At 39.5% G+C, this 22,236-nt stretch carries 15 protein-coding genes; all 15 read right to left on the bottom strand.

Annotated elements, in window-relative coordinates; genetic code table 11:
• Positions 1-195: 195 nt before the first annotated feature.
• On the bottom strand, positions 196-2,490 hold the full coding sequence (locus DV740_RS11165) for a hypothetical protein (protein WP_147342281.1): 2,295 nt from the start codon (positions 2,488-2,490) through the stop codon (positions 196-198).
• Between the two features lie 4 nt (positions 2,491-2,494).
• Positions 2,495-5,230: a GH36-type glycosyl hydrolase domain-containing protein gene (locus tag DV740_RS11160; RefSeq protein ID WP_118088100.1), complete on the bottom strand. Its 2,736-nt coding sequence runs from the start codon at positions 5,228-5,230 to the stop codon at positions 2,495-2,497.
• A 16-nt stretch (positions 5,231-5,246) separates the two neighbouring features.
• Entirely contained in the window at positions 5,247-6,104 is an 858-nt protein-coding gene (locus DV740_RS11155; protein ID WP_022243665.1) for a carbohydrate ABC transporter permease, read from the bottom strand.
• A gap of 3 nt (positions 6,105-6,107) precedes the next feature.
• Positions 6,108-6,995, bottom strand: coding sequence for a carbohydrate ABC transporter permease (locus DV740_RS11150; protein ID WP_118088099.1), 888 nt, complete (start codon positions 6,993-6,995; stop codon positions 6,108-6,110).
• Between the two features lie 55 nt (positions 6,996-7,050).
• Positions 7,051-8,328 carry an extracellular solute-binding protein gene (locus DV740_RS11145; RefSeq protein ID WP_118088098.1) on the bottom strand — a complete coding sequence of 426 codons (1,278 nt, stop codon included), beginning with the start codon at positions 8,326-8,328 and terminating at the stop codon, positions 7,051-7,053.
• A 227-nt stretch (positions 8,329-8,555) separates the two neighbouring features.
• Positions 8,556-9,497: a helix-turn-helix domain-containing protein gene (locus DV740_RS11140; protein WP_117697219.1), complete on the bottom strand. Its 942-nt coding sequence runs from the start codon at positions 9,495-9,497 to the stop codon at positions 8,556-8,558.
• Between the two features lie 30 nt (positions 9,498-9,527).
• Entirely contained in the window at positions 9,528-10,235 is a 708-nt protein-coding gene (locus DV740_RS11135; protein ID WP_118088097.1) for a YjjG family noncanonical pyrimidine nucleotidase, read from the bottom strand.
• A 32-nt stretch (positions 10,236-10,267) separates the two neighbouring features.
• Positions 10,268-11,659, bottom strand: coding sequence for a magnesium transporter (mgtE, locus tag DV740_RS11130; RefSeq protein ID WP_117841433.1), 1,392 nt, complete (start codon positions 11,657-11,659; stop codon positions 10,268-10,270).
• 873 nt (positions 11,660-12,532) lie between these two features.
• Positions 12,533-13,096 carry a helix-turn-helix domain-containing protein gene (locus tag DV740_RS11120; RefSeq protein ID WP_022243671.1) on the bottom strand — a complete coding sequence of 188 codons (564 nt, stop codon included), beginning with the start codon at positions 13,094-13,096 and terminating at the stop codon, positions 12,533-12,535.
• Positions 13,097-13,205: 109 nt separating this feature from the next.
• Positions 13,206-14,390, bottom strand: coding sequence for an iron-containing alcohol dehydrogenase (locus tag DV740_RS11115; RefSeq protein WP_117841436.1), 1,185 nt, complete (start codon positions 14,388-14,390; stop codon positions 13,206-13,208).
• An 86-nt stretch (positions 14,391-14,476) separates the two neighbouring features.
• Positions 14,477-16,000, bottom strand: a complete 1,524-nt coding sequence (locus DV740_RS11110) for an APC family permease (protein WP_118088095.1) — start codon at positions 15,998-16,000, stop codon at positions 14,477-14,479.
• 12 nt (positions 16,001-16,012) lie between these two features.
• The gene (locus DV740_RS11105; RefSeq protein ID WP_022243674.1) at positions 16,013-16,618 is read right to left on the bottom strand and encodes a cytidylate kinase-like family protein; all 606 of its coding nucleotides are present in this window, start codon (positions 16,616-16,618) and stop codon (positions 16,013-16,015) included.
• Positions 16,619-16,833: 215 nt separating this feature from the next.
• Complete coding sequence (locus tag DV740_RS11100; protein WP_118088094.1) at positions 16,834-18,051, bottom strand: aspartate aminotransferase family protein; 1,218 nt, start codon at positions 18,049-18,051, stop codon at positions 16,834-16,836.
• A gap of 442 nt (positions 18,052-18,493) precedes the next feature.
• A complete protein-coding gene (locus tag DV740_RS11095; protein ID WP_118088093.1) occupies positions 18,494-19,438 on the bottom strand; it encodes a GTP-binding protein in 945 nt (314 codons plus the stop codon).
• 17 nt (positions 19,439-19,455) lie between these two features.
• A complete protein-coding gene (locus DV740_RS11090) occupies positions 19,456-22,065 on the bottom strand; it encodes an ATP-binding protein (RefSeq protein ID WP_118088092.1) in 2,610 nt (869 codons plus the stop codon).
• Between the last annotated feature and the right edge of the window lie 171 nt (positions 22,066-22,236).

Raw genomic sequence — 22,236 nt, 5'->3', positions numbered from 1 at the left:
TTTTCTAAAAACATTGTAATGAACACTGCTTATTCTGTCAAACACTATCGGTTGTTATCTTTGCTGTTCTGCTTTTGCATGAAACTCTGACTCCTTTTGAAATTCCGGGAGCACTGCTGATACTAATCGGCACAATACCGACTTCTATAGAAAATGCCTCATAGACGCATAAAATGTCTATGAGGCATTATAACTTTACTCGGCAAATATCTGCTCAATTATTTTATCAAACTCTAATGTGTGATATCTTCTTTTTAATGAATCGAGATTGTAAAGTGCCTGACCATTTATCAGTCCATTACAAGTATCATTATCATCTCCTTTATTTTTTGCTACAGCTCCCGAAAATTCCAAATCATCTGTATCAGAAAGCCATAAGGATGTCAGAAATCCTTCACACTGAATTCCAGGCATTGTATATCCATACATTCTTTGTGGCATAGATAAACCGTGCTGCATTCCTAATGTTACAATTTTTCCCAATATAGCCAGTTTTTTATTCCCGCTATACTCTGCAATTCGCATTAAATCTGGTACGAATTCTACAAATTCATCGTCCACATAGCTACATCCCGGAATAACATCACACCCTGCCCAGCCAGTTGTTCCAAAATCATTCTTTCCAAGAAGTGTATTTTCATCAAACGGAATATCCCAAAGATAAGTCCATGATGCAAGAATCTGTGCTGCTGATTTTGCGCCATACAAATATCGTTCTTTTTTGGTAGTTTCATATGCCAACAACAATGTCCGCATATTATACATTACTCCAACAGCATCTATCTTTACAGACTTTTTATGCGTTGTATCATTTAATCCTCCCAGATATAAAACATCTTCTACATAATGTTCCATAATAAAATCAGCAGCTTTACACAATGCACTTCTATATTTCTCATTACCGGTGTATTCATGTACTAATGCTAATACTTCTCCCGGAAAAATTGTTCCTGACCCCTGCTCTATCACATTACTTCCAAACCATTCTTCCGGATATGTCATTGGAGTACCTTCCATCGTATATGCCCGATACCAGGAGCCATCTGTATTCTGAATTTCAATCATTTTATCACAAAATGCAACCACTACATCCAGCCAGTCTTTATGTAATGTTCCATTTTCCTTTTCCTCCAGAAAACAGAGCATTAAATAATACATAGCCTCCGTCATAGTCCGGCAATAATTTCCTTTTGTTCCTTTTAATTTTTCTGCAATTCCCATCATTGCACCTACGACCTGATTCCCCAGAAATTTTTCTAATTCTTTCCTGTTTTCCGAATACTGAAATGGCATTAATACGCCAGTCCACCAATAAACAAATTCTTCTTTTTCTACACTGTACATTGCATTCGGCAAACCACTTTCTGCAATACAGTGTTCCACAAAAAATTGTATTGTTTTTAATGCCCGTTCCCTATATTCTTCCTTTCCTGTTTCTTCTGCAGCCCGAAGCATTTCATAGCAAACCATAGTCTGATTTCCAGAAAATCCATATTCCAGTACATTCTGATTTCCATATTTTTCTCTTGGTGAGAAATGGCACACATAACCACAAGGATGATTTTTCTTTTCTGGAAAATCTCTAAAGCTATTGTGTAATAAGTCTCTTCTGTATGGTATTGTTTCTTCCAGACTAAATGGATGTCTGATATCATCATTAAGAATTCGTTCCATCTGAAATACGCTCGTCTTCCACGATGCTTCTGTCAGATTTTCAGCTTCTCCAAACTGCAGGATATATGAAACTTCCAATTCTTCTCCCTGTTTTATCTTTCGATATGCAGCCCACTCCGATCCATCTACATTTAAGCAAAATGAATTTCTCTCATAAAATGGATAATCACAACGTAACAAAAATTCTTCCATTCTATTTGCAGATGGTGCAATTCCCAGGGATCCAATATCTGTATTATGAACAAAATGCCTTTCTGCTATCTGTTTTCTGGTTATTGTAGTATCCACCTTTGGAATATCTGCCCGAATTAGTGAAATAAATTGCTTGTCATTTTTTGCAAATCCTGTCACTGACAAATTTGGATTTCTATCATCCTTATAATCCTGCTCAAAAGTTCCAAGATAATCATCCTGTCCATTCTGGTCTGTATCATTCTTATTATAAAAAGCACCCGGTATTACAAATTGATAATCGTCAAAATTTTTTGCATGTTTTGATTTACAATGGAATTCCGTAGATATCCGGATAGCAGTCTCTTTTTCTGCTGAAATACAGGCCACCTTTCTACTCAGTTTTATATTATTTGTATTTTGTTCCCACATATCAATAATATGAAATCTGTTTTCTTTATTTACTTCTACGTCTGCTTCTGCAATATGAATGTTTTTTTCACTTCTTATAACATCATACTTTGCTTTCTTATTTCTTTCCTTTAAAATCTGAATCTGAACCGGCCACGGTACTTCTATTTTTATTCCGTCCCTTTCTATTAAAACTTCATTTTTTTCTAATCCTATCGGAAATTTAAGTTCCATCACATCATCCCTTCCTTTCCACTAATTCGATACAAATTTGATTTTTCCTACCTGCTATAAGCTTTTCTTCCAGTTCAGCCTGATGTAGCACAACAAAGGTACTATTTATCTGATTCTTCCATACTTCTCCATTTATGCTAAGTTCTCCCAACTGATATTCTCCATAATCCAAATATTTTCTGTTATAAAAAGAAACACATACTTCTTTTTCCGCAAATAATGTGTCTACTGTTAAAACTTCACCGGAATCATACTGCTCCTTTACTAGTTTTGGTTCAATTAATAAGTCTCCAAGCTTTCCCCTCACACCATATACCTGTGTCAGCATTAGAAAAATTGTCCAGCTTCCTGCACCAGTAACATAAGAATACATTCCCCTTCCTCTGCTACTGATATACTCCGGCACACCAGGATATATTTGTGCTATTTGTGTATTTGTAGAAAGTTCATAAATAGATTTTATAATCTGATAACCTTCCCTTGCATACCCTCTGCTATATAACGCATAAGCATACATAGTTGTCATATGGCTAAACATGCCACCATTTTCTTTTTCTCCATAAATAAGTGCAAATCCTCTTCCAAAATTCCAGGTATTATCTCCCAATGGTAACGTCAGCCTGATTCCTCCGGTATTTTTATCCGGAAGATAATTATTTACAGCATGTATTGTTTTTTGAACCTGTTCATCCGTCGCCGCCCCTGACATAATAGAAAAGGTCTGGGCTGTCAATCCAAATCGCAATTTTCCATCTCCAAGAATTCCATCAACTGCATTTCCATTATTATTATAATAACCATTAAAAAAGCCTTCTTTTGATGATAATTCAATCCATTCATTTTCTCGGACCTGCTGTAATAATTGTTTTCCTTTCCAGCGCAACATATCTTTTAATTCTAAAACCGGTATTTTTTTCTTTTTTCCGCTTATTCCAAATCTTATGTGTTCATAATATTTCTTTAATACTTCCACTTCTTTTTGGGGTTCCTTTTCCTTTAATCCCTCAAGCAGTATTTCCATTTCTTCAAATACAGAAATCGTTTTTCGGTCTTCTTTCTCTATTTGAATCTCAAGTAAATCTGCTATATCACATATATTTTTTCCATAAAAAGCCGTAAATGGTATTGTTTCCCCTTTATCCGGAGCCATATCCAACTGATCATTCCAATCTCCATCTTCAAGCTTTATATTCCCGTGTTCTCCAATATTTAAGCTGCAAATTAAATTTTCTAAAAGTAAATGCTCTAATATTGTTCCGGTATAACATTCACCATCCTTTGTCTTTTGACTATTTCCATCTTCTTTTTTCCAATTTGTGTCAATCCTTTTCGCTCTTTCAATTTGTGCATCTTTCCAGTAAGACACTTCTTCATCTAAAATAGAAATATCTCCAGTTTGATTCATATATAACAACAGTGTAAATAATGGCCAGACACCATGATCCATCCAAACTCTGGATATTTTGTTTCTGTCTGCCTGAAAATTGCCCTCACCGTCCAAAATAATAGTTGCATTACTTCCATCCAGTCTGACACCTTTCATGTTATGAACAAAAACACTTCGAACCCGCATTGGATTTTGTAATAATAATGTCAGATAATCCTGCCACAAATCTCTCCACCCGCGACCACCTCTTCCATAATCATGATATGGAAGAAATGAACAACCATATATTTTTCTTAAAACAGGCTGTATACTTACCCACCTTAACCAGCCATCAAACTTATCTGAATTACCTTGAAATTTTATCTTGTCAGCTTCTCCATTCCAATGCTCTTCATTTTGTTTCCACGCAGCTTCAACCTTTTCTTTACTGTTATACTTTTCAAACTCCTTGTTAAAATTTTCTTTTTCAGTAATTCCAGCGCAGATAATATATTCTTTTTTTTCGCCTGGTGCTAACCGTACCTTTGCAAAACGCATTGCGCCAATGCATTCCATACCATCTTTCCGATATGTCATATCATGTTCTGGTATACTATTTTCTACTACTGTTCCAGGCCAGTCCAATGTTCCTCCCTTTCCAATAAACTCCTCTACTGTAGGGAACATTTCTACTGCTGCCTGCCCGCTTTCATCTGATCCATATACAAAATAACTTGTATCATTCGGTTCATGACCTCTTTCATCATGGTGTATCGTTGGCTTTACAACAATCCCGTTTTCTTCCAATGTTATCCTCTGCATCAGTGATGTTGCATGTCTATGATCTCTTAAATTATCTGCCGATCGTCCAAAAATAGGAAATGCCGCTGTTGGCACAAATTCCAGAATTTCTGACCCGTAATTTTCCAGAATAACCCTGTTAATTTCTACTACATCCTCATTTGCCGGACAAAACGTTGTAAAAATACAGTTTAATTTCAATTCAGGGATTGCATAATACAAGCTGTGATATAGCAATCCGCACTCTATTTTATTCCATTTTTCTTCATCTTTAAAGCAATGCTCCGCTCTCTGTCTTGCAGAATTTCCCACCACAGAAAATGCTCCCTGCTCTTTTGTATAAACCCAGAAATTTCTTCCAGAACGATTATTATGTAAGTCCTCTACTGAAACTGGCAGATACAAAAATTCATTTTGATTCTTTTTGGCATCTCCATTTAAGCAGGGTGTCACCGATGCTTTCATTCCAGCCTCATTGCATATAGGAAAATATAATTGATTTACTTCCCGGGCATTTTCACAAACAAAAGTCCCTTTTTTGTCAATAAAATTCCACTTAAATCCGTGTTCCATTCTTTACTCCTTTTTCTTAACCCTTAACCGCTCCTGCCGTTAATCCTCCTACAATATATCTTTGGAAAATTAGTGCTAATACCATTGGTACAACTGTAGCCAGCAATCCTGCAGTCATCATCATTCCATAATCAATTCCATACTTTGTTCCAAACTCTGATACCGCAACCGTTAATGTCTTCGAAGTTTTTGATGTAGTAAAAATTAATGCGTACAGAAATTCATCCCATGCCATAAGGAATGCAAGAACACCTACTGCAACATACCCCGGTAATGCTGTTGGCATAATAATTTTCCAAAACACCTGATTCCAACTACAACCATCTACCCGTCCTGCTTCTTCAAGTTCAAATGGAACCGATTTAAAATATCCGTTCAAGACCCAGATTACATAGGCAAGAACTGCATTTGTATTAATTAATATTAATGTTCCCAAATGATCCAGCAGCCCCATCCGGCTAATCATGATATAATACGGTATTACCAATGCAATTGGTGGTAGCAGCTGAAAAAACATTACTCCAAATAACATTGGTTTTTTCATTCGAAAGCGTAATCTTGCAAACGCATAGGATGCCACTGCACCTAATACAAGACTAATTACTGTTGTTGTACCCGCAACAATGCAACTGTTTTTTATTGCCATTCGGAATACTTCAACTTGTTTTGTTGGATTTTTATCCCACAATAACATTTTGTATCGTTCCCAGGTAATTGATGTAGGCAGTATTTTGTCACTACTTAACAATTCATTTTCTGATATGATACTGGATATAAACATCCAGATAATTGGCAATAGCGTCCAAAGAACCAATAATATCACTGCCAAATATAATAATATCCTTCCTATTCTTCTCTTTACCGTTCGATTCATATCTTAATCCTCCGTTTTTCCTGCTTTCAGGTAAAGAAGGCTCAATAACAATATAACAACTGCTATAATTACGCATATTGCCGAACCTTTACCATAATGTAAGTAATCAAAGATTTCATGATACGCATAAAAGCTTACTACCTGTGTACTGTCATTTGGTCCACCTGACGTCAACGAATATACAATATCAAAAACTCGAATCGTCTGAATTGTACGCAAAACAAGAACCACTATATACATTGGCTTTAATGCAGGAAAATACACTACTTTAAATCTCTGCCATGCATTTGCCCCGTCTATAATTGATGCCTCCTTTGCATCATTAGACACGGTCTGGAGTCCTGCAAGCAGCATAATGATAACAAGTGGAAGCATCTTCCATGTATCTGATAATATAATCATATTAATTGCAAGCTTACCACTTCCAAGCCAGACTATATTTTCATCTATCAAATGTAATTTTAATAATACTTTATTCAAAATTCCTGCGTTCGCATTAAAAATCCATTTCCACAAATTTGCATTTACAATCGTTGGCACTGCCCATGGAATCAGAATAATTCCACGCACAAAGCCTCTTCCCTTAAAATTTTGATTCAGCAATAATGCTGTAAGTGTTCCCAATATAATCTGAATTATCACTGATACAACTGAAAAATATAAAGTAATTTTTAAAGAATTCCAAAATGCATGGGTACTCATAACTTCTGCATAATTCTTTAATCCAACAAATTTCGTTGCAAGACTACCTGGATTTACATCATTTAAGCTGAACCACAATGTAAACAAAACAGGAAATAATCCTAATCCCATGATAATCAGCATGGCAGGAGTAATCATTCCATAAGCAGTTCGTGCTTGTGATATATTTGATTTATTCTTCCTCTTCATATTCTTACCCTCATATTAAAAATGGCAGGCAGTTTACCTACCTGCCATTCTCTGTTTAATTTGCAAAACTTTCCGATACTTCTTCTGCCTGATTTAATGCATCCTCTATTGAAGTTGAACCAGACAGTGCTGCCGAAAATAATGGCTGTACTGTATTAGACCACTCACTGTAATCAGCAAGCTGTGGTCTTGGATGTGCTGTTGCAAACTGCGGATAAAACTTAGCCAACTCTTCATGTTCAGCCACCAGATTCTCATCTTTATATAATGCATCAATTGTCGGCAACACATTATAATTCTCATAAGCATATTTCTGAATATCCTCACTCGTAAATAACTCAATATATTTATATGCATACTCCGGATATTTTGAGGTAGATAATACTCCGAAGCCACCGCCACCAGTCACTGAAGCACTTTCTGCTTTATCAGTTCCAGGCATTAAACATACATCTACATTTCCTGCAACAGTAGAATTTTCCGGATTATTTGCATATCCATACACATAAGCCCAATTCATAACAAATGCTGTGTCTCCCGCCATGAACGGATCCAAACAATCTCTGTCCGTATAGGTAATTGATGCCGGATCTGCCCATCCATCCTGCATAGAATCATACATGAACTGTACTGCATTATTTGCACTTTCACTGTTAACGTCAAATGAACCGTCTTCTTTCTGCCACGTTCCACCAAAACTGTATATCATGGTTGTCAAATCGCAAATTAAACCTTCTGCCTGGGATGCTCCCCATGCAATACCATACTTGCAAATGCCTTTATCCATCATATCCTGAGACATTTCTTTTAATTCATCCCATGTTTTTGGTGGCTCCTCATATCCAGCATCCGCTAACATCTGCTTATTATAAAACATCCATTTTCCACCATTTGCAAACGGAATTGCTTCTGTTTTTCCATTATAAATCATCTGATTTAACGAACTCTCAATCAAACTGTTTTTTACATCTTCATCCATATATTCACTTAAGTCTATGGTTACTCCCTTACTTTCAAATTCTGCAACCCATGGAATATCTACATAGCAAACATCCGCATTGCCTCCACCGGTCCATGTTGTAGTAATTTTTTCGTGTGTACTATCATAGGACTGACAAATCAGATTTACTTTTACACCATACATTTCTTCGTACTTCTTTCCAGCATACTCATAAAGTCCTTCTTCGTCGGTTGTACAAATAACGCTAATGCTTTCCGGTTTATCTCCGGCTTCTGTTCCTGCTACTTTGTTATTTTCTGTTTCAGAGTTACCACAAGCTGTAATTGATACTGCCATTGTCATGCACAACAGTACTGCAACTAATCTCTTCATTCTTTTTCCTCCTTTTACACTAATACTTTTTTGTTCTTCTCCCCTGGCGCCTTTTACTTTATTCTCCTTGCTTTTTGTAGTTTAAATATAACGATTTTATATTCATGATTCAATTTCATTCTTGCTTTATTTTTGCACTATTTTGCGCAAGACATTTTTAATTAAAAAAAGACGAAATATACTAATCACATTTTGTATATTTCGTCTCCTTTATATACTACTATATTTTAAATTCTGGAATGATGATAACCCTCACAGTTTAATTCTTCATTTCCACTTATTTTACGGTATCTGCTTGGTCCCATAGAATATACTTCCTTAAACTTCCGGTTAAAATAGCTCAATCCCGAGAAACCAGATTCATATGCCACTTCACTGATGGGGAGTTTTGTGGAAAGCAATAATTTTTCTGCAGATTTTAATCGGATATGATTTAAATACTCTACAAATGTATAATCTGTTGCCTGTTTAAACACTCTGCAAAATGTATACATACTCATGCAACACAATTCTGCTACATTTTGTAACTCTATATGATTTTGATAATTTTCTTCTATGTAAGACAACGCAGGTCTAATTTTTTCCAAGGCTATCATAACTTCTGTCGCAGGTCTTCTGGCACAAATATAATCATTTCGCATAAAGTATACCATTAGTTCCATAATATACGCAGGTATCCGAATCTCATATCCCAAAATCTTCTTTTTATATTCTCCCTCTATTTTCCACATAATGGATTCTACTTTTTTACTTCTCAAATTAAAATGTCCAACTTTTCGAAACGGATCTAATAATATACTTGGAATGTGTTGATATTCCTTTGCCACAGAAAAATAGGGTAAAACAGGTTCCATTTGAAACTGTAACAACAATATTTTATGTCGCTTTGTAATTTTTTCCGTTTCATGTGGTTCTTCCCCAGAAATGACCGTGATGTCGCCTGGTCTTGAAATAATCTTCTCCCCACCAAATCTTACATATGCTTCACCCTCTAACTGGCACAAAATTTCCCATGAATGATGCCAGTGCATCGCACACCCCGCTAAAGTATAAATTCCTGCTGAGAACGGTAATTTTGCCTCTTCAATATAAAAAAGCTCCGAAGAGTGAAACTTATTTGCAGTTGATATGGGTTCTTTGATTTTTATAATTTCTTTCCTGTCTTCCATTTTTTCTCCTGTTAATCTCCCCCATTCAAGCTATAATTTATTTGTCAAATCCACCAATTTTTCTACTCTGTAATCTGCCTGCTGTTCTAACTCTTTTAATTTTTCATTGGTTATGGCATCTGCCGGATGATACCAACAGGTTTTAAGTCCTGCAGCATGCCCTCCTGCAATATCTGCTGTCAGGGAATCGCCTATCATCAGGCATTCTCCCGGTTTAATTCCAGGCAATTCTTCCATACATTTTTCAAAGAAACGAAGGGCTGGTTTCTCTACGCCAACCTTTTCCGAAACAAAGCAATGTGTAAAATATTTACGCATGCCGCCTCGTTCCAGGCGGTTTAGCTGCTGCTCATACGGTCCGTTGCTTGCTGCACAGAATATGTATTTTCCTGCTAAAGCTTCCAATGTTTCCAATGCACCGCTCACCGGCACTGCACTATTATGAAGATAGCTTCGGAACACATGCTCCATTGCCACACCATCGGCTTTTAATCCCAGCCGTTTTAATATAATCTGCCAGCGGACATAGGGAAGGTCTTCCCTTGATAATTCACCCTTTTCGATTTTGTCCCAGATAATATGATTTTCTTCCTGAAAAACATTAAACATTTCCGGTTTAAACTCCAGCCCCAAATCTGCAAATGCCTGTTTCATGGAATCTTCTGCTCCCGCATCAAAATCAAGCAGTGTATTATCAATATCCCAAAAAAGGACTTTTATATTCTGGATTTTATTCATCCTTTATTTCCTCATCATCCTAAGGTTTTATGCTATGCAAAATGCAATACATCTATCAACAGCAGCCAGACTAATCCATAATAGGTTACTACTGCTACCAGGTCATTAATTGTGGTAATCAATGGACCGGATGCCACTGCCGGATCAATCTTAATCTTATGAAAAAGCATTGGAATCAAGGTTCCCACAAGGCTTGATATTACCATTGCTATCATCAGTGCAAGACCCACGCATCCTGAAATAATAAATGCATGACTCACCGGATTATTCTTTAACAACCAGACATATAATCCGATAAAGGAAAATGCCAGTATCCCCAGAAAAAGCCCGTTCATAAACCCAACACGCATTTCTTTTCCTACCAGATGACGCTTCTGTTTTGATGTAAGATTTTCATCTACCAGTACACGAATGGTTACAGCCAGCGACTGTGTTCCTACATTTCCTGCCATGTCAAGTATCAGCGACTGGAAGCACATGACAATTGGAATTACGGCTACAACGGTCTCAAAAATCCCCACTACAGAAGATACGCCCATGCCAAGTACCAGTAAGATAATCAGCCATGGCAGACGTTTCTTCATACTCTCTACCAGCGTTTCCTGTAAATCTTCTTCGGCGGTCAGACCTGCTAACTTTGCGTAGTCATCACCCATCTCATCATCCACAACTTCTACGATATCCTGAGATGTGATAACACCTAAGATTTCATCATTTTCATCCAGTACCGGAATGGAGTCCTCTGCATAGTCCTTCATTCGCTCGATACATTCACTGATCTGTTCATGATCCCGCAAATACGGATAGGATGTACTGATGATATCTTCCAGTGCATTATTTTCACGGGCAATGATTAAGTCCTTTAAATCAATAGCTCCATAGAATTTGCCTGCTTCATCAGTAACATAAACTGTCAAAATGTTATCATTTTCTCCCGCCTGACGAATCAGCTCCCGCATGGCCTGCCGGATGGTAAGATCATTCTTAATCACAATGAAGTTCGTAGTCATCTTACTACCGACTTCATCATCCTCATAGGACTGAATCATCTTAATGTCATGACTGGATTCTTCATCCAGCAACTCTACCAGCTGTGCCTGCTTGGAATCATCCAGTTCGTCTAAGACATCTACCGCATCATCGGAGTCCATGTAGGAAATAACCCGTGCCGCTTTATCCAGATCCAATTCATTCAGATATAGATCCGGGTCATCAATATAAGTAAAGATTTCCGCAACCTGTTCCGCTCCCAGAATTGGGTATAATCTCTTTCGTTCTTCTTCATCCAGACGCACAAATGCATCCGCAATATCATTTTCATGATAATCGGATAATTTATCCCGCAATTCCTCATTACTCTTTGTACTGCGGATAATCTCTATTAACTCTTCTACATAATTCTGCTCTTTTAATTTCTCGTCCACTGCTTCTGCCTCCTTACATCATTTTCCTGCAGTAGCAGCACAGATGATACCCTCACAATTACAGGAAACACACAGCGCATTTCCAGCGTAAAAAGAGCAATTGTCCTGTCTGGATTCTTATCAGAAATCCATGGCCAATTGCGCCAAAATCATCTTCTGTCTGCCACCGCAGATACTACTTCGCCCAGTACTGTCGCAACTGTCCATGCATTTCACCTCCTGATTCATTCTCTTTTTCCATTCTAATCCTCGGAATGAATCAAGTCAAGTTTTGCTTTGTCTGATATTTGTATAATCTTTGTAAAATATATATTCTTTATTCTATTTCTTCCATAAATATTCCAGGCAATTGTGAATGAGGGATTGAGAAGAGTTGCCACAATAATATTACGTTGATTCGCAGTGGATTTTCTTTCGCTACGAAATACCACAGTTCTAAAATGCGGGGGTTTCTTTTGGTTATAAAAACAGTCTTTCCAATGTTTGTCAGAATCGCTGTACGGTTCGTCGAAGTACAGATGCCTGATAAGGGCTGTTAGGGGCACTGGGAATTTCGTCTGGCAACGGGCAACGCTGGTACAGGGATGTACCAGCGAGGTGCAATTGAACATGGATGTGAATTTGTGCCGGTTGCCAGATGAAATTATAATTATATCGAAATTCCCAGTGCCCCTTGCAGGCTTTATGTGGCATCTGCTCTCGACGGACAGTGCAGCGATTCTGACAAAGCAAGCGGAAAGACAATTTACAAGCAAGAAAACCCCGCATTCTAAGAACTGTTGGCATTTCATATCGGATAAAGATAATCCTCTGTGAATCAACGTAATATTTTCCGTGCAAAATCTATCTCTCTTTCGCAATTGCCTGCTATATTTATCGAATATTTGTATAGTCTAAGAAAAAGCACATACAGCTTGCCCGCTCACTTCCTTCATTCCGGTAAATGTGCGGCTGGTCTGTTTCGAATTTGTAGACCTGGCTCTTTTCCACCTTCTGGCTGTGGTCATGGCATTCTATGGTCAGCGCGCCGTCAATTACCGTAATATATTCTCTCGTCCGCTCGCCGTGGCTTCCACTGGTGTATACACCGCCCGGCTCTACGTCAATCCGGTAGATTTCTACGGACTGGGAGTCCTCAAATGGAAAGCAGGTAAAGACCTTATACTGTCCCTCCAGTTCCTTGGTTGGAATCATTTCTTCCGGCTTCACCAGACAGAAATCCACACGGGGAGCTTCAATTAAAGTCTGAAATTCAATCCGCAGTCCGCTTGTAATCTTTCCAAGCACACCCAATGATGGATTTGCCGTTCCCTTTTCAATCTGTGCCAGCATACTCTTACTTACACCGGTCTGCTCTGCCACCTGATCAAGACTCATTCCCTTGGACTGACGCAGTCTCTTTAAATTTTCCGATACATTGTGTGACAGGTAATCCATGCATTTTCCTCTCTTTCCATTTGAAACTTCCACTTCAAATTTTTTACATCAAACTTTTCGCATCAAATTTTTATGATATTAACCGATGTTTTTGATAAAGATATCTGTTTTACAGTGCCTTGCGGTATAACATTTCTATATCACACTGACGGGATGACCGTGGGTTCACTGCAATATTGCCGCTCTTCATGGCATCTGCTGCCATTGCTTCTATTTTCTCTTCGATGGTCTCCCGGCTGATGCTTCCTGTTTTGCCTGCCTGATTGATGGCTTCCGTAAGATTTGCCGGAATTCCGATGGCTTTGCATAAGGAACGGATGGCATCCACTAACATCATCGGTTCAAATTCATCTTCATAGGCCGGAATTTCACTGATGTAGTTATAAATTTTATAATACCTTCCATGGTCAGCTAAGGCATTATACTCCGCTACTACCGGAAGCAATACTGCATTGGCAACTCCGTGTGGCACATCAAAAAATGCACTGACCGGATGGCTCATGGCATGTACATTTCCAAGTCTTGCAAAAGAAAATGCAATTCCAGCAAACAGTGAGCCTACCATCATTGCCTCTGCCGCCTCCACATCGGTGCGGTTTGCCACAAATCTCCGGATATTTTCTCCGATGAGCTCCATTGCTTTTTCTGCCATGGCATCGGAAAATGGAGAAGCCGCAGTTGAAATATACGCCTCTTCTGCATGGATAAATGCATCAATTCCGCAGGCTGCCGCCACACTGGCTGGTGCCGTTGTAATCAGGTCTGCGTCCAGAATAGCATATGCCGGCAGCAGTTCATAAGAAAATACCGTCAGTTTATAGTCTCTGCTGTGGTCAGTAATTACAGAAAATGCTGTTACCTCAGAACCGGTTCCTGCTGTAGTCGGTAGTGCCACCAATGGAATAATTTTGCCCGGCACTTTATGTGCCCCTTCGTATTCGGTAATGCTTCCACCGTATTTTGCTACTACACCGACTGCCTTTGCTACATCCATCGGAGAACCGCCGCCAAAAGCTACGATAAAGTCTGCCCCAGAAGCCTGAAATGCTTCTGTCGCTGCTTCCACGGTTGTAACGGAAGGATTTCCTTCGATATCCGTAAAGTCATCCACCAAAATTCCTTCGGCTCTTAAAGATTCTGCCGCTTTCTCCACCAGTCCCATCTTCTTAAGATGCGGTCCGGATATGATAAACGCATGCTTTCCACCCATTTTTTTTGCAACTTCCGGAAGTTTTGCCATAGAGCCTCTTCCTACGATAATATTCTGTGGTACTGAAAAATTAAATTCGTTCATAGCTTTTCCTCTCATTTTCTGTCGGTATTTTCAGAACTTACTACACGACTTTTCTATATTCTGCTTTCTTTACTCCATACATTCCATTATCCTGCCAGCCGCGCCAATACACGGTCGATTGCCACATCGATTACCTGATCCAGCTCCACATCATCTGCCTCCGGCATCAATGTTGCTGCATCTTCATCTGAAATAAGCTGTACCAGACTGCCAAAGGACTCTTTGTATTTCTTTTTACAGATTACAAAGAATACAACTCCAAGCAAGCTCCAGGCTCCAACCATCAACCACTCCGGAAGAATCAGGCTGCCGCCGGTTCCCGGAATGCAGTACATGCATACCATAAATCCTGACATTAAGACTGCCATTACACCCACAAATTTATAACCAGGCACTTTATACGGACGAGGCATATCCGGTTCTTTCTTTCTTAAAATCAGAAATGAAATGGATACCATACAATAGGCAAGACAGCATCCAAAGTTACCTGCATCACAAATCCATACCATCATGACACGTCCCGCAAACGGTGCTAACATCGTAAGAATTCCCATCAGGATTAATGCATTTAACGGGGTCTTATGCTTTGGATGAAGTTTTGCAAAAGTTCTTGGAATCATATAGGATTCTGCCATGGAATATAAAGCACGGGAACCACCAATCATAAAGGAGTTCCAGGAAGTAATGATTCCGCACATTCCACCAACAATAATTACTTTTGCCATGACCGATGTTTTAAACGCTACTGCCATGGCATCTGCGGTTACAAGACCGGTTCCTGTCTGTGATGCTGCAATGGCATCCTGCTTTAATACCAGACCTACTGCAATGATAACCAGCGAGTAAAACAGCACTGCCAGTACAACAGATAATATCAGCATTTTTCCAATTTTCTTCGGTGGAACATTGATTTCCTCTGCCGCCTGCGGGATAACATCAAATCCGATAAAATAAAATGGAGATAACACCGCAACACTAAGCACTGCCTTGATTCCACCTCCGGTTGATGTGCCGGCAAACATCTGTCCGTTAAGATTATCCACACTTCCATTGATGACGGATGCAACAATCAACAAAATCCCTGCTCCACCAATGATAATAGTAAGAATGGTCTGTAAAATAGCTGCTGTTTTGGCTCCAAAAATGTTTATTATCATAATTAAAAATGCAACGATAATTGCTACAATCAGCCAGGAAGCATAGATATCAAATCCAGCTACCGTATAAAGATATCCCTTTAAAAATCCCGGCCAGAGATAGGTCAGAATCGTTGGAAATGCACATGCTTCAAAGCAGGTAACTCCGACATATCCCAGGACGATTGCCCATGTACAGATAAAGGAACCATTTGAGCCCATTGCCCGGTAACTGAACACATGCTCACCACCACACTGTGGCATGGCTGCCGTAAGTTCTGCATAAGTCAATCCCACAAAGAATATCATGATTCCACCAAGAACAAATCCGAGAGCTGCTCCAAGAACTCCGCCTTTCTGAATCCAGCCACCGGAGGATACGACCCAGCCCCATCCAATCATGGCACCAAATGCAATGACAAGAATATCCCAGGCATTAAATACTTTATTGAATTCTGTTTTCTTCTGTTCCATATTTACTACCTCCTATTCCTGAAATACTTTTCCGGCTACTTCTTCAATCAACTGTGCAGTTCCATCCACACCCAGCAAATCGCTGTTAATCAGCATATCCCTGTTATGTCTGTCTCCACGATTGCTTCCGGTCAGTGCCATATGTCTTTTGTGATAACGTTTATCTTTTTCCACAATCAGCAATTTTGCATCATCTGCCGAAAGATTGTGGCTTTCCATTACATTCTTTATCCGGATTTCGTCCGGTGCATAAATGAAAATGCGTAATATTGGTTTCTGTTCTTTTAAAATATAATCAGCAGAACGTCCTATAATCACACAGGACTCTCTTGCTGCGAGTTTTCGAATAATTGTTTTCTGGACGTGAATTGCACGTTCTGTCAAATCAGCGTATTTGGAGAAAGAACCCCTGACATCACCTTCTGCTCCTTTACCGGCAATGGTCACTCCTTCTTCTACCTTTTCCATAATATCCTTGGGAATTCCTACTTCTTTGATAATCTCATCTACCGTTTCACGGTCATAAAACTTGATGCCCAAATCCTGTGCAACCTTTTTCCCAATCTGATTTCCTTTTGCGCCATATTCGCATCCTATTGTAATAACAAGATGTTCCATTTTGCTTCCCTTCCTTAATGTATATACATACGTTTTTTCTCATCCATACGAACCTGCCACTGGCAGCTTCGTATGGATGCCTAACAACTATCTGCATAAAAAAGACGAGGGCGCACTTATTTTCTGTGACATCCTCGTCTTTTCTGTTTCTTATTTTTTTATTTTTCTGTTATTCTTCCGGTGCCCGGTTTGAAGGACACGGATTCCTAAATTTCTTACTTTTCCAGTGATTTTACCGTTTCTTCAATGATTGCATATGCCTTGTCGCATTCTTCTGCGGATACGATAAGTGGCGGCACCATACGAATGACATGTGCACCGATAGCTGTAATCAGAAGCTTTCTGTCTAAGCAGCCATGTTTTACATCTACACCGGAAATGGTATCATCAAATTCTACACCAACTAATAAGCCCTGATGTCTTACTTCTTTTACATGTGGTAATTTTTCTAATTTTGCTGAGAAATAATCTCCCATCTTCTTTGCATTTCCGGCTAAGTCATTGTCTAAGAGCTCCCCCACCTCAGCCAAAGCTGCTGCACAGCTGATTGGATGTCCACCAAAGGTTGTTCCATGGGAACCAGGAGTAAATGCTTTGGCGACCTCTTCCGTTGCACAGATTGCACCGATTGGCATTCCGCCGCCAAGACCTTTTGCCATAGATACGATATCCGGTTTTACGCCATAATTCATATAAGACATTACTGCTCCGGTTCTGCACCATCCGGTTTGTACCTCATCTAATAATAAGAGCATTCCTTTCTCATCACAGAACCCTCTTAAGCCTTTCATGAATTCCATGGTTGCCGGATGTACTCCGCCTTCACCCTGTACCGGTTCAATCATAATTGCAATGGTATTCTCTGTGCATGCATTTTTAAATGCTTCCAAATCGTTGTATGGTGCATAAGAAAATCCATAAGTCATTGGTCCAAATCCCACCTGGCATCCATTTCCCGGCTGACCGGTTGCTGACATTGCTCCAAATGTTCTTCCATGGAATCCCATTTTTGCAGTTACGATATGATATTTATTTGGACCGTATTTTTCAATTCCATATTTACGGGCCATTTTAATCATTGCTTCATTGGCTTCTGTTCCGGAGTTCTGATAGAAAATCTTATCCATGCCAATGGTCTTACAAACTTTTTCTGCTAACAGTGCCTGTGGAATGGTATATGGATAGTTGAAGGTATGCATGATATCATCTACCTGATCTTTGACTGCTGCTACTACCTTCGGGTTACGGTTTCCTGCATTGTTAACAGCGATTCCTGCATAGAAGTCAAGATATGGTGTTCCTTTCTCATCATAGAGGTACATGCCCTCTGCTGTCTCAGCCAGGAAATCGAAACGCTCATATGTTTCAATCATATATTTATTTACTTTATCTTTAATGTCCTGTACGCTTAATCCTGTGTCTTTTAATTTCATAATTGAATCCTCCTTGACATATTCTTTACTCTTTTTTGTTTTCTCTTTAAACCGGTTTGTTTTGTTCAATCGACGGAACAAAGCATGTGCCTCGGCACATTCTCGCGCCTGCGTCGGTCGCTTGCGACATCTACCTTATACGCCGCAGTGCGCATCCTCGCGGAGCATTTTTTACTTTACAGGAAAGCAATTTTCTGTAAAGTAAAAAAGGCACTTACCGATTGGTAAGCGCCTTCGCTTTTGTTTGTCTATTATTTTGAACAGTTATACAATATCACGTCTTTTTTGCTCTGTCAATATTTTTTTACAAAAAGTTATATTTTCCTGTTTTTTCTGCTTTTTCCAGTCTGTTCGTTAGAATTAATAGAATATATTGTGTTATTTTGTGTAGTATATTGTACACTTGTATTATCCATTCGTACACTATAATATCGTTTTATCTTTATACACTCTCCGCTCCGATATATGCTTCGATTCTATCCCGCTGCAAATGCTCTCCGATTACAATAATAACTTCCTGGCCTTCCTGAATCGGTTCCATTCGCACTCCGTTGTGGGTAGCATTGAGTTGTATCCAGGAATTATCTGCTGCCTTTATAAATCCCTTAATCCGGAATACTGCTCCGCAGGAGCTGTCTTCTAAGATTTCTTTTGCGACTCTCTGCATTTTTTCTGCTGTCATAGATACATTCATAAAATACTGTGACTCGAAACCGGAGTGTTCCTCCAGATCCATTTTCTCATAATTTTCCATCACATAGCCACTGCTCATAATCCGGTGCAAATCTTCCGAAGTAAGCTGCGGTGTACTCTTACGCAGAATCTCTTTTCCCAGTCTTCTCTTACAGTGAATCTTCTCCAAGGCTTCGTTGATGTGTGCAACCGTTGCATCCATTTCTTCTGCTGTAGCTTCATCAGCATGGCTTAATAGAATGCAGCCTGCATCTGCCACCTCTGATGCCAGAATAAAATCTGCCTCATCGGACAGCTCTTTTTCCAGCTTGGCATCTACGATTGCAATTACATTTCCAATCTCATACCACTGATCCAGCGGTTCTTCCCGCAGTGCATCAAAGAATTCGTCCACATCAAAAATTCCGGATGGCTCCACCAGCACCCTGTCATATCCGCACATGCCCATGGCGATTAGCTTTGTCTTAAAACGTCTTCTGTGGCAGTCCTTATCACAGCCTCCGGCTACCATTTCCAGCTCACAGTTATCTCCCATCAAATCCTGCAGCAGCATCATGTCCACATTTACTGCGCCATAGTCATTCTCCAAGATTCCAATATTCATGCCCTGTTCCATCAGATACTGGGCGTATTTTCTTATAAATGTTGTTTTACCGGAACCTAAAAAGCCGGTAATTAAGTCGATTTTTACCATGTTTGTCTTCCTCCTTCTCAGACATCCCGCTCCAGCCGCTGCAAGAGCTCCTGGTATGCCTCCATTACTTTATCATGATGACTTCGGATATAATCCGTATCTGGAATGTCATGATTCTTGATGGCATACTCTAATCCCTTAAACTGCTCGGACAGCTCCATGGCTCCGATATTCGCAGACACATTTTTCAGTCCATGCACATGAATCTGATACTGTGCCCAGGTCCCTGCCTCATAATCCTGCTGCAGAGTATCCACCATCTCATCTTTCAGATAAACTTTTAATATCTTAAGATAAAAATCTTCGTCTTCCATGCATACGGACATTCCCTGCTTCGTATCAAGATATGGGAAACGCTCCTGTAATGATTTCTTATTTTCTTCTGCTCCACCGTCAGGATTTTTCTTTTCCACTGCCTCTGTCTGCTTGTCCGCCAGAAAACGTTCCAGTATCTTCCACATCTTCTCTTCAAAAATCGGTTTGGAAATATAATCGGCAAATCCATGCTGCAGATACATTTCCTTTGCTCCTTTTACCGCATTGGCTGTCATGGCAATTACCGGTGTAGTTTTATTCTGATGATTCATTCTCTTCATTTCCTCAAAGGTGGCAATACCATCCATATCCGGCATCATCTGATCCATGAAAATAAGATCATAGTGCTGCTCTTTCATCAGAGTCAGCCCTTCTTCTCCACTGCCTGCCACATCCACGATTGCACCTGTCTGCAGCAGCATCTCTTTTGCCACAATGCGGTTCATTTCCATATCGTCTACCACAAGGATATGCGTGCCGGCAAACTGAGGTACCGGCATCATTGCACCGACAGAAAGCTCATAGTTTTCGAAAATCTGCTTCATATCACCAATGCCATCTTCGCAGATGACCTTCTGCGGTATGATTGCCGTAAATGTTGAGCCTTCACCATACTGGCTTTCTACCTGTACTTCTCCGTGCATCATATCTACCAGACGTTTCGTCAGGCTCAGTCCCAGTCCGGTTCCCTCGATATTGCGGTTCTTATGCTCTTCTAATCTTGTGAAATTCTGGAAAAGGTTCTCCATATCCTTCTTCTGGATTCCAATTCCGCTGTCCTTTACATCGATACGCAGGTTGATACTTTCCTCGTCTATCCTGCTATAAGAAATTTTTAAAATTACATGACCACGCTTGGTATATTTTACCGCATTGGACAGGAAATTATTTACAACCTGGCGGATGCGGACATCATCTCCATATAAAATGGATGGAAGATTCTCATCAATTTCCATATACAGATCCAGATTCTTTTTCTTGCAGTTAGAAGCAACTATCGTATAGCAGTCATTGATGAGGGAAGCCAGCTCATAACCCTCGCAAAGCAGCTCCATCTTTCCTGATTCAATTTTGGAAATGTCCAAAATGTCATTTACAATAGCAAGCAAGGTTCTGCTGGCCCGCTGCATATTTCCTGCATACTCTGCAATCTTCTCTCTTGGCAGCGTATCAATCTGCCGGAGCAGGAGACTGTTCATTCCCATAATACCGTTGATTGGCGTACGGATTTCATGGGACATATTCGTAAGGAAATCGGTCTTCGCCCGGTCTGACACCCGTAGCCGCTCTAAAAGTCCTTCTTCGTAAGTAATATCCACTAGCGTTACGATAGTGTTCTGCATCTCGCCATATTCATCGCAGACCATCGAAGACGTTACCGATAAAATCTGATTGCCCTGCAGGCATTTCACCTTGCAGTGCTCTAATTTTCCCTGATAAAGCTGTTCTGCAAATTCTTCCTTATTGCACTCGCAGGTTACCAGTTCTTCAAAAGGCTGTTCCACATCTGCACCGAACAACACTTCTGCATTTGTATTATGTAAAATATGTGCTCTCTGATAATCATATACCATCACACCATAGTCAATCTGATTAAACAGATAATCTGAAACTGTTAATTTTGATATTCCAAAAGTATCATACCGGATACTAAAAAATACAGTCATTAAAAACGAAACTGTTACACCATAAACCGAACTGGGATAAGATTTAATTCCATAAAATGGCAACACCGTATCCGGAATTGCCGAAAGAAGCATAATTGTATTTCCCAGAATGATATATGCCACATATTTTCTCTGACTTTTACGCATAATTTTCTTCGACCAATATAGTACAATATAGATGCAGCACAAAAAGCAAAGCATAATATACATCCAGTGATAAAACACGCTGCCATGAAATTCTGTGGTAAAGCAGGTTCTTCCATTGACCCTGTAAAAATGGCGGATCCGCATACTTCCAAAAGAAACACCATCCACCAGAGATGTCAGTATTCCTAATCCAACCATCAGACCATATCCCTTTATTTTTACACCAGTCAGACACGCCACATAAATTACAATCGCAATGACATATAAATTAAAGCCCACAATTGTCATGCAAAAGAAATTCTGTGCCAATCTGTCATCTGTACAATTTCCATACAATGCTGAACCCAGTGCCCAGATTCCTCCTCCTATTCCCAGAAGCAGGATGCAAATCCGCCCCTTGTTTTTCGTATTATTAATAAAAAAGTAAAAGATGCCAACGCCAATACATATAGTTGCACATGCCACCAAAAGCACTGTTGTAATCATTCCTGCTTCCATCAATTTTTCTCCCGAGTTGTTTTACTTCATTATATATAAAATCCAGTTTGTTCGCAATAAAACAATCCCTGTGGAAGCTGCCACCAGCATTTTCTTATTGCCGCAAAAAAGCAGGAGCTCCGTTCCTGTTCCGGTGTTCCTGCTTTTTTCTGTCTTTTTCTAATTTTCCAA

The organism is Roseburia sp. AF02-12 (genome assembly GCF_003461765.1).
Classification (GTDB): Bacteria; Bacillota; Clostridia; order Lachnospirales; family Lachnospiraceae; genus Roseburia_C; species Roseburia_C amylophila.
The sequence above is the reverse complement of the archived record's forward strand: the minus strand, read 5'-3'. Positions and strand labels throughout refer to the sequence as shown.

Coding starts and splice junctions, on each gene's coding strand:
- DV740_RS11165 (WP_147342281.1), bottom strand. CDS start 2,490: ATGGAACTTAAATTTCCGATAGGATTAGAAAAAAATGAAGTTTTAATA.
- DV740_RS11160 (WP_118088100.1), bottom strand. CDS start 5,230: ATGGAACACGGATTTAAGTGGAATTTTATTGACAAAAAAGGGACTTTT.
- DV740_RS11110 (WP_118088095.1), bottom strand. CDS start 16,000: ATGGAACAGAAGAAAACAGAATTCAATAAAGTATTTAATGCCTGGGAT.
- DV740_RS11150 (WP_118088099.1), bottom strand. CDS start 6,995: ATGAAGAGGAAGAATAAATCAAATATATCACAAGCACGAACTGCTTAT.
- DV740_RS11145 (WP_118088098.1), bottom strand. CDS start 8,328: ATGAAGAGATTAGTTGCAGTACTGTTGTGCATGACAATGGCAGTATCA.
- DV740_RS11100 (WP_118088094.1), bottom strand. CDS start 18,051: ATGAAATTAAAAGACACAGGATTAAGCGTACAGGACATTAAAGATAAA.
- DV740_RS11105 (WP_022243674.1), bottom strand. CDS start 16,618: ATGGAACATCTTGTTATTACAATAGGATGCGAATATGGCGCAAAAGGA.
- DV740_RS11090 (WP_118088092.1), bottom strand. CDS start 22,065: ATGGAAGCAGGAATGATTACAACAGTGCTTTTGGTGGCATGTGCAACT.
- DV740_RS11135 (WP_118088097.1), bottom strand. CDS start 10,235: ATGAATAAAATCCAGAATATAAAAGTCCTTTTTTGGGATATTGATAAT.
- DV740_RS11115 (WP_117841436.1), bottom strand. CDS start 14,390: ATGAACGAATTTAATTTTTCAGTACCACAGAATATTATCGTAGGAAGA.
- DV740_RS11140 (WP_117697219.1), bottom strand. CDS start 9,497: ATGGAAGACAGGAAAGAAATTATAAAAATCAAAGAACCCATATCAACT.
- DV740_RS11155 (WP_022243665.1), bottom strand. CDS start 6,104: ATGAATCGAACGGTAAAGAGAAGAATAGGAAGGATATTATTATATTTG.
- DV740_RS11120 (WP_022243671.1), bottom strand. CDS start 13,096: ATGGATTACCTGTCACACAATGTATCGGAAAATTTAAAGAGACTGCGT.
- DV740_RS11095 (WP_118088093.1), bottom strand. CDS start 19,438: ATGGTAAAAATCGACTTAATTACCGGCTTTTTAGGTTCCGGTAAAACA.